This window comes from Magnetococcales bacterium, assembly GCA_015231755.1.
GTDB lineage: Bacteria > Pseudomonadota > Magnetococcia > Magnetococcales > Magnetaquicoccaceae > Magnetaquiglobus.
In genome coordinates this window covers 104,012-115,158 of the sequence record JADGAZ010000001.1, presented here as the reverse complement: position 1 = coordinate 115,158, position 11,147 = coordinate 104,012, and the positions used below count along the sequence as shown (strand labels likewise).

General features: G+C 59.6%; 15 protein-coding genes. 9 read left to right on the top strand and 6 right to left on the bottom strand.

All coding sequences use genetic code 11. The features are described 5' to 3' along the window. Nucleotides 1–2: 2 nt before the first annotated feature. Nucleotides 3–815, bottom strand: a complete 813-nt coding sequence (locus tag HQL98_00560; GenBank protein ID MBF0270552.1) for a TIGR00282 family metallophosphoesterase — start codon at nucleotides 813–815, stop codon at nucleotides 3–5. A 425-nt stretch (nucleotides 816–1,240) separates the two neighbouring features. Between HQL98_00560 and HQL98_00555 the strand changes: the two genes are divergently transcribed. The 8 genes from HQL98_00555 (at nucleotide 1,241) to HQL98_00520 (ending at nucleotide 7,557) form a co-directional block, all read left to right on the top strand. After that, nucleotides 1,241–1,471, top strand: coding sequence for a ferrous iron transport protein A (locus tag HQL98_00555; GenBank protein ID MBF0270551.1), 231 nt, complete (start codon nucleotides 1,241–1,243; stop codon nucleotides 1,469–1,471). Between the two features lie 2 nt (nucleotides 1,472–1,473). Continuing rightward, the gene (feoB, locus tag HQL98_00550) at nucleotides 1,474–3,831 is read left to right on the top strand and encodes a Fe(2+) transporter permease subunit FeoB (protein MBF0270550.1); all 2,358 of its coding nucleotides are present in this window, start codon (nucleotides 1,474–1,476) and stop codon (nucleotides 3,829–3,831) included. Further along, on the top strand, nucleotides 3,819–4,064 hold the full coding sequence (locus tag HQL98_00545; protein MBF0270549.1) for a hypothetical protein: 246 nt from the start codon (nucleotides 3,819–3,821) through the stop codon (nucleotides 4,062–4,064). Before feoB ends, HQL98_00545 begins: the two co-directional genes overlap by 13 nt. Nucleotides 4,065–4,166: 102 nt before the next feature. Then, nucleotides 4,167–5,420: an LbtU family siderophore porin gene (locus HQL98_00540; GenBank protein MBF0270548.1), complete on the top strand. Its 1,254-nt coding sequence runs from the start codon at nucleotides 4,167–4,169 to the stop codon at nucleotides 5,418–5,420. A 2-nt stretch (nucleotides 5,421–5,422) separates the two neighbouring features. After that, nucleotides 5,423–6,127: a hypothetical protein gene (locus tag HQL98_00535; protein MBF0270547.1), complete on the top strand. Its 705-nt coding sequence runs from the start codon at nucleotides 5,423–5,425 to the stop codon at nucleotides 6,125–6,127. 112 nt (nucleotides 6,128–6,239) lie between these two features. After that, nucleotides 6,240–6,491 (top strand): molybdopterin converting factor subunit 1, encoded by a 252-nt coding sequence (gene moaD, locus HQL98_00530; GenBank protein MBF0270546.1) that lies wholly within the window; start codon nucleotides 6,240–6,242, stop codon nucleotides 6,489–6,491. A 14-nt stretch (nucleotides 6,492–6,505) separates the two neighbouring features. Next, complete coding sequence (mobB, locus tag HQL98_00525; GenBank protein ID MBF0270545.1) at nucleotides 6,506–7,039, top strand: molybdopterin-guanine dinucleotide biosynthesis protein B; 534 nt, start codon at nucleotides 6,506–6,508, stop codon at nucleotides 7,037–7,039. Continuing rightward, entirely contained in the window at nucleotides 7,036–7,557 is a 522-nt protein-coding gene (locus tag HQL98_00520) for an O-acetyl-ADP-ribose deacetylase (protein MBF0270544.1), read from the top strand. Before mobB ends, HQL98_00520 begins: the two co-directional genes overlap by 4 nt. On the opposite strand, the gene HQL98_00515 is transcribed toward HQL98_00520, so the two are convergent. Further along, entirely contained in the window at nucleotides 7,545–7,841 is a 297-nt protein-coding gene (locus HQL98_00515) for a hypothetical protein (protein ID MBF0270543.1), read from the bottom strand. The genes HQL98_00520 and HQL98_00515 overlap by 13 nt on opposite strands. A 45-nt stretch (nucleotides 7,842–7,886) precedes the next feature. Here HQL98_00515 and HQL98_00510 point away from each other — a divergent pair, with 45 nt between their 5' ends. Then, nucleotides 7,887–8,903, top strand: coding sequence for a 2-dehydropantoate 2-reductase (locus tag HQL98_00510; GenBank protein ID MBF0270542.1), 1,017 nt, complete (start codon nucleotides 7,887–7,889; stop codon nucleotides 8,901–8,903). Nucleotides 8,904–8,907: 4 nt separating this feature from the next. Here HQL98_00510 and HQL98_00505 read toward each other — a convergent pair whose 3' ends face one another. From HQL98_00505 to HQL98_00490, 4 genes are all read right to left on the bottom strand, one after another. Then, the gene (locus HQL98_00505) at nucleotides 8,908–9,057 is read right to left on the bottom strand and encodes a hypothetical protein (protein MBF0270541.1); all 150 of its coding nucleotides are present in this window, start codon (nucleotides 9,055–9,057) and stop codon (nucleotides 8,908–8,910) included. Nucleotides 9,058–9,193: 136 nt separating this feature from the next. After that, nucleotides 9,194–9,607: a hypothetical protein gene (locus HQL98_00500; protein ID MBF0270540.1), complete on the bottom strand. Its 414-nt coding sequence runs from the start codon at nucleotides 9,605–9,607 to the stop codon at nucleotides 9,194–9,196. A gap of 18 nt (nucleotides 9,608–9,625) precedes the next feature. Then, on the bottom strand, nucleotides 9,626–10,354 hold the full coding sequence (locus HQL98_00495; protein ID MBF0270539.1) for a hypothetical protein: 729 nt from the start codon (nucleotides 10,352–10,354) through the stop codon (nucleotides 9,626–9,628). Nucleotides 10,355–10,386: 32 nt separating this feature from the next. Further along, entirely contained in the window at nucleotides 10,387–10,977 is a 591-nt protein-coding gene (locus HQL98_00490; protein MBF0270538.1) for a MotA/TolQ/ExbB proton channel family protein, read from the bottom strand. Nucleotides 10,978–11,147: the final 170 nt, after the last annotated feature.

The following is an 11,147-nucleotide window of genomic DNA, read 5'->3' as shown; positions in this document are numbered from 1 at the left end:
CCTTATTGAAATGAGTAACTTTCGCTCAACCCCGCGCCGACACGGGCCGGGATGATGGTTTGACAGCGCCCGGTCTGAAAATCAGCCCGGACGAGTACCGCGCACAACATGCCCTCACCCGTGGCAGGCTCGAAACGGGTGGGCAGTTTGGTCAGGAATCTCGGCATCACGGTTTCGGCCTGCATGCCGATGATCGAATCGTAACAACCGGTCATGCCCACATCGGTGATGAATCCGGTTCCCTGCTTGAGCACCCGGTGATCGGCAGTGGGCACATGGGTATGGGTACCCACCACCGCCGTCACCCGTCCATCCAGATGAAACGCCAAAGCCGTCTTTTCGGAAGAGGCTTCGGCGTGCATGTCCACGATCCAAAGATCCACGTCCCGTCCCAGCCGGTTCGCGTCCAGCACCGCGTCCGCGGCGCGAAACGGGCAATCCAGATCTTCCATGAAGACCCGGCCTTGCAGATTCAGCACCCCGATGCGCGCCCCGCTGCGGCTGGTGAACACCCCGAATCCCCGACCCGGCGCACCGGGGGGAAAGTTCAAGGGACGCAACAGGCGTTTTTGATCCGCCAGGGCCACCTGAATCTCCTTGTGGCGCCAGATGTGGTTGCCGGAGGTGATCACATCCACACCGGCCTTGAACAGCTCGTCGGCCACATCCGGGGTGATGCCCACACCGGCGGCGGCGTTCTCGCCGTTGGCGATGACGAATTCGGCGCCGGAGGCCGTTTTAAGGGCTTCCAGATGCCGGGCAATGGCCCGACGACCCGGACGACCGAAAATGTCGCCGATCACCAACACGCCGATCCGCCGGGAGTTTGCCCGGGGTTGATTTATGGCCATGCCAGCCGTGGATCAAACATTGAGTCCCACTCTCCTTGAGTTGCCCGGCACTATGCAAAATCACGCGAGGAAAAACAATGGGGTTGCTTCAAGAAGACGCCAGCCAAGTATGGACTCCTCGATCCATGCACCCGTCCCGAGGCTTTTTTTTCAATTCCGCATTCTCCCCATGATACTACCCGTCCGGCACCGCGGAAAGGTCTCACAAACAAAGGATGAACAGCGCATGCGCCAACGGGGGAGCCGGGGCGGAATCGGGGCTGGATGGAGGCCCGATTCCGCCCTACGGCAGACAAATACAAATGAGAATTATTTCTATTGACTCCGGAACCTCCCGTCAGCTAGCATGGTCTTAACACATGTTAACCCCTCATCACGGAGACACAGCCATGACCATTGGCGATCTGGAAGTGGGCGCGCAAGCGCGCGTCATCGGTTACAACAAAGGATCCGTCGCATACCGCTCCCGCCTGTTGGCCATGGGGGTCACCCGGGGAGAAACCGTGCAGGTACGCCGCATGGCGCCCATGGGGGATCCAGTGGAAATTCTGCTGAAAGGATTTGCCCTGGTGCTGCGCAAAGACGAAGCCAGCGCCGTTTTGGTGGAAAGGATCGGTTGAAAATGAACACCAATCGAGTGATCGGGATTGTCGGCAATCCCAACTGCGGCAAAAGCACCCTGTTCAACCGTCTGACCGGCAGCCAACAGACCGTGGGCAACTGGCCGGGGGTGACCGTGGAACGCAAAGAGGGGATCTGTCGCTTGGACAACGACCGGGAGATCACGGTGGTGGATCTGCCGGGGGTCTACTCTCTGGCGGCCCACTCCCCAGACGAACAGGTGGCCCGGGATTTCATCCTCTCCGGGCAGCACGACCTGATCGTCAACATTCTGGACGCCTCCAATCTGGAACGCAATCTCTATCTGACCCTGCAACTCATGGAGATGCGGGTTCCCCTGATGGTGGTCCTGAACATGATGGACGTGGCTGATGAGCGGCAAATCGTGCTGGATCCGGAAGCCCTCTCCCGAATGCTGGGCTGTCCGGTGGTGGCGGTGGTAGCCAAAAAACGCACCGGACTGGAAGCCTTGCGTCAGGTCATCGCCCATGAGACCGCCCGGGAGACCCCCACCCTGCCCAACCGACCAGAGCTTCCGGAAGCGTTGTCCCGGGCCATCGACGCTCTGATCCCCGGGTTGGAACCGGCGGCGCGTCATGCCCGGATGGATCCCCGCTGGATCGCCCTCAAACTGATCGAAGGGGATGGGGGCGCCCCCGCCCTGTTCCGGGAGTCGGAATACGCCGCGCTGGCCACCCCCTGGCGGGACAGCTTGGAAGAGAGTTCCGGCGACGAACCCGACATTCTGGTGGCCGACGCCCGCTATCGGGTGATCGACCGGATCATGGCGCAAGCGGTGGGACACCGGGGCGTGGCCTCCCACGCCCTGACCGATCGACTGGATGCCATTCTGCTGCATCGACTGCTGGGCATTCCCATCTTTCTGGCGGTGTTGTACGGAATGTTCATGTTCACCATCAATCTGGGGGGCACCTTCATCGATTTCTTCGACATTCTGTTCGGCGCGATCTTTGTCGAAGGCACCCGGGAACTGTTGCAATGGGCCCACGCCCCGGACTGGCTGATCACCGTGCTGGCGGATGGCCTGGGTGGCAGCATTCAAACGCTGTCCACCTTCATTCCCCCCATCGGATTCATGTTCTTGTTCCTGTCGTGGCTGGAGGATTCGGGCTACATGGCCCGGGCGGCCTTCATCCTGGATCGGCTGTTGCGGTTCATCGGCCTGCCCGGCAAGGCCTTCATTCCGATGATGGTGGGTTTCGGGTGCAACGTGCCGGCGATTCTCGGCGCCAGAACCCTGGAAAACCCAAGGGACCGCATCCTGACCATCCTGATGAACCCCTTCATGTCCTGCGGCGCCCGCATGCCGGTCTACGCCCTGTTCGTGGCCGCCTTCTTTCCCCAGGGCGGACAGAATGTGGTGTTCTTTCTGTATCTGGCAGGGGTGGGCTTCGCCATTCTGACCGGTCTGATCCTCAAAAACACCCTGCTGCGGGGTGAACCGTCCCCCTTCATCATGGAACTGCCTTTGTATCATCTCCCGGCCCCTGGAGCGGTACTCAGACATGCCGCCAACCGGTTGCGGGGGTTCGTCACCCGCGCCGGCCAGGTGTTGATTCCGGTCATCATGGTCTTGAGCCTGCTCAACTCCATGGGTACCGACGGCAGTTTTGGCAACACCAATCAGGAAAAATCGGTGTTGAGCCAGATCGGTCGCCAGATCACCCCGGTTTTCACCCCCATGGGCATCCAAGAGGAGAATTGGCCCGCCACGGTGGGACTGTTCATCGGCATCTTCGCCAAAGAGGCGGTCATCGGCGCCCTGGATGCTCTCTACAACCAGATGAGCGGACAGGAAAACGCAAACGAAGAGAAAAAATCCTTCGATCTCATGGCCAAGGCCGAAGAAGCCGTGGCCTCCATCGGGGGAAAATTCTCTGAACTGGGCAAAACCCTCGCGGATCCCCTCAAGCTGCGGGTTGACTCCTTCGAAAACCTGGAGGAGGCGGCCAAAGCGGGCAAGGTCACCACCGGAACCCTGGGGGCCATGACCCGGCTGTTTGACGGCACCATCGGAGCGTTCGCCTACATGCTGTTTGTTCTGCTGTATTTTCCTTGTGTGGCAGCCACTTCCGCCATTTATCAAGAGACCGGCTGGAAATGGACCCTGTTCGCCGCCGCCTGGACCACGGGCGTGGCCTGGAGTGCTGCGACCCTGTTTTACCAGATCGGCACCCTGGCGCGTCATCCGGGATCCTCTCTGGCCTGGATTGCCGCCCTGGCGCTCTTTTGGATACTGGTGGTGGGAATGATGCGCCGACTCTCCTCCAGACCCGCCGGCATGGCGCTCCCACTCCAGATCCAACCCAACAAGGAGGCCCTCTCATGGCCACATTGAACGATATCAAAACCTGTCTCCAGGGACGGGAGGTGGTCGCCATGGAAGAACTGGCGCAGCATTTGCAAATGGACCCTGCAACGGTACGCGACAGGCTCTCCCACTGGATGCGTAAAGGAAAAGTAAAAATGATAAAAATTTCAGGTTCTTGTCAATCCGGTTGCTCCGGTTGCCCCACCGGAAGCCGGGATGAGGCCTATACATGGATCAGCGACGCGGAAAAACGCCCTTGAGACCATCGCCAATCGACCCGATACACCTTCTAAGGGCTTTCATGATCCACCTTCCAACCGTGCGTGTGCGTTGACACTCACAACTGTCCAAAAGGATTGACCATGCACAAAAGAACCACCCCTGCGCTTCTGGCCGCGACCGCCCTGATGGGGACCGCCTCGGTCGCCATGGCCGCGGATCTGCCCTCGCGGGAAGAAATGTGGAAAATGCTCCAGCAACAGCAACAAGAAATCAACGGATTGAGGCAGGAACTCCAGTCGCAGAAAAGCGCCCCGGCTCCTCAGCAAGCCGCGCCCCCGCCTCAGGCCGCACCTCAGGCGGCGGAAGCCGGCAAAGAGCCTCCCAAAAAAGAAGGCTTGAACTGGTCGGATCGCATCACCTTGAGCGGTGCGGTGGATGTGCGGGCCAATACGGTCGAGACGTTCAAGAACGCCGCCACCAGTGATGTGGTCATCGATACCGTAAAACTGGGGATCGATGTCAAGATCGCCGACATGGTGACCGGTCGCATCGTCTTCTTGCACGAAGAACCCTACAACGCCCCCGATACCGCCTTCGTGGATGTGGATGAAGCCACCATCACCCTCGGAGACACGGAACGTCAGCCCCTCTATCTGACCGCCGGACGCAAAACCGTACCCTTTGGCAAATTCACCACCAACCTGATCAGCGACCCCCTCACCATGCAGCTTGGCGAAACCAAGGAATCGGTTCTGGAGGTGGGTTTCCAGCATAAAGGCGGGTATGGTTCGGTCTACGCCTTCAACGGCAACGCCCAGAAGGCCGGCGGCAACGATACCATCGACCAGTTCGGCGCCAATCTGGGTTATGGCGGCAAGATCCGGGAAGTGACCTTCGACTTCGGCGGCAGTCTGATCAACTCCCTGGAAGACTCGGAAGTGCTGACCTCCCGGATTGCCACGGTGAACGCCATGCAGCAGCACATCGGCGGCGCCGGCTTGCATGCCCAGGTGGGCTTTTCCGGTTTCACCCTGATCGGCGAATACATCACGGCTCTGGACCGCTTCGCTCCGACGGAGTTGGCCTGGAACGGCGGCGGGGCCAAACCGAGCGCCTGGAATCTGGAAGCCGGCTACGGCTTTACGATGATGGGCAAGGAGACCACCATCGCCGGCGCCTGGCAGGGCAGTGAGGAGGCGTTGGGTCTGGGGGGCGGATTGGGCTTCCCGGAAAATCGTCTCATGGTTGGCTTTTCCATGGGCATCTACGACCACACCACCCTCGCCATGGAATGGATGCACGACAAGGACTACAACACCACCGACATCTCCACCGCGCCCGGCACCAACAACACGGCCAATACCGGCACGGTCAAACTGGCTGTGGAGTTCTGAGCTTGAACCGGATTCTGCCAGGGCTCGCGCTCCTTTTGCTGTTGGGGGGCGCGGGCCTGGGCGTGGCCATGGCCACGCTGGACGATCTGCTGACCCAGTTGCAACGTCTCTGGATTCAGGTCGGGGTCACCAACCCCGACCCGGACCTGACCGGGACGTTGGACCGTTTGCAAGGAGCCCTGAATCTGGTGATTCTCGCTTTGGGAAGCGGCTGCGGCGTGCTCGGGGCAGGCCTGTGGATGCGCCGCAGCACGCTCCGGGATCAAGCCGACTGGCAATCCCGCCTGACCCGCATGCTCGCCGACACCCACGAAACCCGCCAAACGGAAATCGCCCGGCTGGAAACCCTGCTGACCGCCCAGACCGAAACTTCCAAGGAAATGACGGTCGCTCTGACCACCCAGACCGAAATCTTCAAAGAGATGGCGGCAACCCTCGCCAACCAAACCAAGGCCTCCCAGGAAATGGCAGCGGAACTGGCCACCCTCAAGGAAAGCGCCCTGCGGGCCGAAACCTTGGCGAACACCCCACCGCTCCCCCCGGTTCATGCGCCGCCGACCAATCTGTTGGCCCCCCTGACGCCGATCGCCTCACCGTTCGCCTCGCAGCACTATACCATGACTCCCCCCCACCACGCCCGACGCTTGGCCATCGGTGGACCTGAAGCCCCCCACGACAAACAGGACGAAGAGTTCGAACCGTTTTGATCCGACACTCCAGCCGTCGCCAACACCATCCGCGCCATTGAATCCCCTCCGGGCTTCAGGGTACAATCCGTCGAAAACGATGGCATCCCCAGCCCGGAGTCTCCGAACCAACATGGCCAGACTGCTCTATTTTTCCTGGGTACGGGAGAAGATCGGCGTTTCATCCGAGACCCTCCCCCTGCCCCCCGAGGTGGTCACGGTGCAAGCGCTGCTGGATTTTCTCAAGACACGGGATGAAGTCCACGCCTCGGCCCTGGCCCATCCCGCCTTGCGGGTGGCGGTCAACCAAACCCATGCCCGCCCGACGGATCCGGTTGCCGATGGAGACGAAATCGCCATCTTCCCCCCGGTCAGCGGCGGTTGAAAAAGGAAGCTTTCATGCCCACACTCCCCCCGGTCATCGGTTTCGTGGCCCCGAGCGGTACCGGAAAGACCACCCTTTTGGAACAGGTGATCACCCATCTGGTGGCTTCAGGCCTGAAGGTGGCGGCCATCAAACATGGACACCACCCCGCCGACCCGGACATTCCCGGCAAGGATACCCACCGCTTCCGGCAAGCCGGGGCGCAAACCGTGCTGTTCGCCTGTCCCGAACGTTGGTTCATGATCCAGGATCTGCATCACCTTCCGGAACCCACCCTGGCCCAACAGGTGGAGCGTCTGATCGGTCATGATCTGATTGTGGTGGAAGGCTACAAGGAGGAGGCGCACGCAAAAATCGTCATGGTACGCCGCGAGGCCGGAGTCCATGCCCTGCACCAAAGTCTCAAACAGGTTGTGGCCGTGGCCACGGACGACCCGGAACTGACCACCCACCTGCCCATGCTGCCCCTGAACGATCCCCGGCGGGTGGCCGGTTTCATTCAGGAGTGGCTCCGGACCGCCCCAACCGTCCAGGATCCCCGGACGTGAACACCCTCCAGACCCTCACCGGAGACATCACCCGACTGGCGGTGGATGCCATCGTCAACGCGGCCAACGCCTCGCTGCTGGGTGGCGGGGGTGTGGACGGGGCCATCCATCGGGCCGGAGGAGTCGCCATTCTGGAGGCGTGCCGACAGATCCGCCAAACCCGCTTTCCGGATGGTCTGCCCATGGGAGAGGCGGTGGTGACCACAGGTGGACAACTGCCCGCCCGTCTGGTGATCCACACCGCCGGCCCCATCCATCACTCCGACCCCGACCCGGAAGGCAATCTGGCCCGTTGTTATCGTCGCTGCCTGGAACTGGCGGTGGAACACGACGCCCGCCGGATCGCCTTTCCCGGCATCAGCACCGGGGTGTATGGTTTTCCCAAGGAGGATGCCGCCCGTATCGCCATCCAGACGATCCGACACTTTTTCGCCCGGTTTCCGGAAGCCGGATTGCACGTGACCCTGGTGGCCTTTTCACCCGCAGACGAAGCGATCCTGCAACGTCATTTGAAATGATAAAACGTTGCGTTGAGATAGGCGACCACATCCGCCTCATCTTCCGGGAACCATTTGGATTGAAGCGCCTGCTGATTGCAAAAGGCCACCTGAGCCTTCAATTTCTCCAAAGAGTCCTTGCGTCCCGGACGCTGATACAAGGCATTGGGATCCCCCTTGCCCTTGGCCGCATGACATCCGCTGGTACAACTGGCATCGTGCAGCGCCTTGCCCTTGACCGGATCCGCCGCCCAGACGGATTGCGCTCCCAGAAGCAAAACCGCCAGCCCCACACCCCAACACATAACTTGTTTCATCCTGGTTGACTCCCCCATAAAAAAGGATTGGACATGAAACAGCACGATACACCCCCCGGCGACAAACATCCAGAAAAGTCTCAAGATCCCCCATCCCCCCCCACGGTGCTGATCGTGGGCACCGGGGCGGTGGGGGGATTCTACGGGGCCGCCCTGGCCAGGGCCGGAGCGCAGGTCACCACGGTACACCGTTCCGATTTTGACACCGTCAGACAACACGGTATCCACATCGACAGTCTGAATGGATCGTTTTTGTTTCGCCCCTACCGGGTCACCAACCGGGTCGAAGCCTGCGACACTCCGGATTTTCTGCTGGTGGCCATGAAGGCGCTGCCCGGTCAGCCGGTGGCGGAGATCATCCGTCCGGCTGTGGGACCCAATACCGTCATCATCATGGTACAAAACGGCCTGGGGGCCGAAGAGCCGGTCCAGCAAGCCTTCCCGAACCATGAAATCATCGCGGGTCTGGCCTTTGTCTGCCTGCAACGCACGACTCCCGGACACATTCAACATCTGTGTCACGGCAAGATCACCCTGGGGCGTCATCCCGAAGGGATCTCTCCGGCGGTGCGGCGTCTAGAATCGTTGTTCCAGGCCGGGGGAGTCCCCTGTCAAGTCACCGACTCCCCGGCCAGGGCGCGCTGGACCAAACTGGTCTGGAACGCGGCGTTCAATCCGGTGTCGGTATTGGCCGGGGATATCACCACCCACGCCATGCTCGCCCTGCCCGAAGGGGAAAAACTGATCCGCACCCTCATGCAAGAGGTGATCGGGGTTGCCAGAGCCCTGGGCCACCCCTTGCCGGATACCCTGATCGATGATCATCTGGCGGCCACCCGTTCCGTGGCGCCCTATCACACCACCATGGCGCAAGACCATATGGCAGGCCGACGGATGGAACTCGACGCGATCCTTGGCGCGGCCATAAAAGCCGCGCACTCGGTCGGATCGACGATGCCACTGTTGGAAAACATCTTTATCTTACTGAAACTGCTGGAAAGAAAAAACGGGGAATCAAGCCGGAACCAGTGCCCGAACGAGCACTCTTAACCCTCTAATGCCGAATCCAGGAGACCAGAATCATGACCTGAACCACGGCCATCCCAATCAAACCATAGGCTCCCCCCACATACAGGGCGTTGAGAACCTTAACCGTGAACTTGGAACCCTCCTCCAATTTTTGACCGGTACGCATGTCCTGCATGGCTCCTCCCGTGCGAAAGGGTGATCGGTTTCCTTGTGTAGAGATGATTTTCGGTCCAGGGCCACCCCAAACCCTGAACCGAAAATCCTTCCTGCTTGACGCTTGACCTGCCTTCAAGCAAGAATCAATCCAACCATCACAGATGCGACAGAAACACCCCGATGGGATTGCCGGATGGGAGTCTGGCCATGGCAAACAGGGTCAACACCACCAGAATCATCAAACCAACACTCATCCGATCATCCCGGCGCCGCAACCGCATGCCATTGAGCAGCAGACCGCCCAGGGCCACCAGCACCGTCAGCCACATGAAGAACCAGCTCAGGGTCATCAAGTCCCGATTCCAGTGTTTGGCTACCCCCATCTCCATGAGCCGATGAAAGAACGACTCATCCGGTGGCTTGGCCAACTGGGCGAAATACATGGCCATGGACCAGAACAAATAGCCCACCCACTTGCACCACAACAGCGGATTGCTTGCCGGATTGTACGCTGTTTTGCGTCGATTTTTCCGTTCCTTGTGGACCGGCACCTGTTCAGCCATTCTCATGCACCCCTATCAAGGAGATCAGTTGTCACCCGGAGCCGACGCGTCACCCGCTCCCCGCACCTCGGAAGTCCGCATCACTCCGATTTCCACCAGATAATGGGAGGCGTCATGCCGTTCCCCCGGCACCTCACCCAGTTTCTTGGCCGGCGAAACCACCCGGACCCGTCTGGGGTCGATACCCCCTTCACCGATCAGATATTCAGCCACCGCCTGGGCTTCCACCATGCCGGCGGCCCAGGGATTCAACAGACCCGCCAGAGGCGGGGGCGGTGCGGGGTCGGGAAAGCCGGTCACCTGGATTTCATTGCGCAAACTTTGCAACATGTTGGCAATCTGACTCAACTTCAACTTGGCGTCCGGATGGATTTCCAGGGTCTTGGGTTTGAACAGGCTCTTTTTGGCCAGTTTCAGGAAGATGCCCGATTCGCTCTCCCGCAGTTCCGCCTCGCCATTGTCCACCAAGTTGTTGACCATCAACTCCAGCTTCTCGACCAACTGCACCAGCTTGATCTCCTGCTGAAAGTCCACACTGACCAGACTGTCGCCACCCACCGGATTGACCTGCTCCGAACTGTTCAAGCCAAAGGCGTGACGCATGGTGCCTTGGAGTTTCTTGAACTTGGTGGCGTTCACCGTGGACATGGAAAACAGAATCACGAACAAACACAGCAACAGCGTGGCCATATCCGCCCAGGAGATGAACCAGAGCGGTGTTCCTTTTTTGCATGTGGGGCATTTTTTGGCCATGGTCCGGCATCCTTATAATCTGGAGAGGTCCGTCAGACCATCATCTCGCGGTGCTTGCGGGAAAGAGCCGAAATCAGGGACTTTTCCAGGATCCGGGGATTGACGCCACGTTGAATCCCCTGCACGCCATCCATGACCAACTCGTAAATGACCCCCTCATGGGTACTGTAATGATGCAGCTTGATGCCGAACGGAATCACGATCAGGTTGGCGACGATGGCGCCGTACATGGTGGCGAGGAGGGCCGTGGCCATCGAAGGTCCGATAGCGTCCGGGTTGCTCAAGTTGGACAGCAACTCCACCATACCCACCAACGTACCCACCATACCCATGGCCGGTCCGGCCTCACCCATACTTTCAAACATCACCACCCCCACGTGGTGACGAATCTGCATGTATTCCAGCTCTTTGGTCATCATCTCCCGCAGATAGACCGGATCCACCCCATCGACGCAAAAGGTGATGGCGGTTTTCAACACCGGATTGTGAATCTGCACCTTTTCCAGGGCCAGGATCCCCTCCTTGCGGGCAATATTGGAGCAGTTGACAATCTGCTCGATGATCTCTTTGGGATGTTCCTTGGGCACCTTGAACAACTTGGAAAGGATACCCGCGGTATTCATGATATCTTCGATATTGAACTTGATGAATGTACTCGCAATCAGGCCACCAATAACGACAATGGTCGCATGCATACTCCAGAACAAACCGATATTGTGCCCCATCAAGCCGATAATGATCAATGCTCCGATCAACATGCCAATGACGGTCGAAATGTCAAGTTTCATTGTCC

Coding starts and splice junctions, on each gene's coding strand:
- HQL98_00555 (MBF0270551.1), top strand. CDS start 1,241: ATGACCATTGGCGATCTGGAAGTGGGCGCGCAAGCGCGCGTCATCGGT.
- feoB (MBF0270550.1), top strand. CDS start 1,474: ATGAACACCAATCGAGTGATCGGGATTGTCGGCAATCCCAACTGCGGC.
- HQL98_00545 (MBF0270549.1), top strand. CDS start 3,819: ATGGCCACATTGAACGATATCAAAACCTGTCTCCAGGGACGGGAGGTG.
- HQL98_00540 (MBF0270548.1), top strand. CDS start 4,167: ATGCACAAAAGAACCACCCCTGCGCTTCTGGCCGCGACCGCCCTGATG.
- moaD (MBF0270546.1), top strand. CDS start 6,240: ATGGCCAGACTGCTCTATTTTTCCTGGGTACGGGAGAAGATCGGCGTT.
- mobB (MBF0270545.1), top strand. CDS start 6,506: ATGCCCACACTCCCCCCGGTCATCGGTTTCGTGGCCCCGAGCGGTACC.
- HQL98_00515 (MBF0270543.1), bottom strand. CDS start 7,841: ATGTGTTGGGGTGTGGGGCTGGCGGTTTTGCTTCTGGGAGCGCAATCC.
- HQL98_00510 (MBF0270542.1), top strand. CDS start 7,887: ATGAAACAGCACGATACACCCCCCGGCGACAAACATCCAGAAAAGTCT.
- HQL98_00505 (MBF0270541.1), bottom strand. CDS start 9,057: ATGCAGGACATGCGTACCGGTCAAAAATTGGAGGAGGGTTCCAAGTTC.
- HQL98_00500 (MBF0270540.1), bottom strand. CDS start 9,607: ATGAGAATGGCTGAACAGGTGCCGGTCCACAAGGAACGGAAAAATCGA.
- HQL98_00495 (MBF0270539.1), bottom strand. CDS start 10,354: ATGGCCAAAAAATGCCCCACATGCAAAAAAGGAACACCGCTCTGGTTC.
- HQL98_00490 (MBF0270538.1), bottom strand. CDS start 10,977: ATGAATACCGCGGGTATCCTTTCCAAGTTGTTCAAGGTGCCCAAGGAA.